The sequence below is a fragment of the Neisseria sp. HMSC061H08 genome (assembly GCF_001836795.1).
GTDB classification, from domain to species: Bacteria; Pseudomonadota; Gammaproteobacteria; order Burkholderiales; family Neisseriaceae; genus Neisseria; species Neisseria subflava_A.
Map to the genome: position 1 here is coordinate 1 of NZ_KV830546.1, position 438 is coordinate 438.

Here is a 438-nt window from a genome sequence, read left to right on the forward strand (position 1 = left end):
CCACCGGCTACGGTTTCGCTGATGATGTTGCTGTCGCCTTTGACATTGATGGTGTCACCCAACGCGTAGTTGTTGCTGCCGGTGGTACCGCCGAAGTTGATGCCTTTGGCGATATTGGCGGCGTTTGTCGCTACGTTTTGGTTGGTCGCAAACAGTTGGCTGCCGTTAACGGCGTCTTTGCTGTTGGCATTGAGGTCGCCGTCGGCTACGTTGGTCACTTTGTTGCCTGCGGCATCGATACCGGACTTGGTCAGGCTAGGACCGCCTGCGACGGTCACACCGTCGTTGTTCACGGTGGTGTCGCCGGCTTCGACGCTGTTCACTACCAGGTCTTTTTTCAGCTTAACGGTCACTGTGTCGCCTTGGGCTTCGGTGGTGATGTTGTCGTCGCCGGCAACGGTCACGGTGGAGCCGAGTTTTTCGATATTGGTGCTGCCG

General features: G+C 57.3%; 1 pseudogene. It reads right to left on the bottom strand.

The features are described from left to right. Positions 1-438 (bottom strand): annotated as a pseudogene (locus tag HMPREF2675_RS00220) (hypothetical protein); the annotation flags it as partial.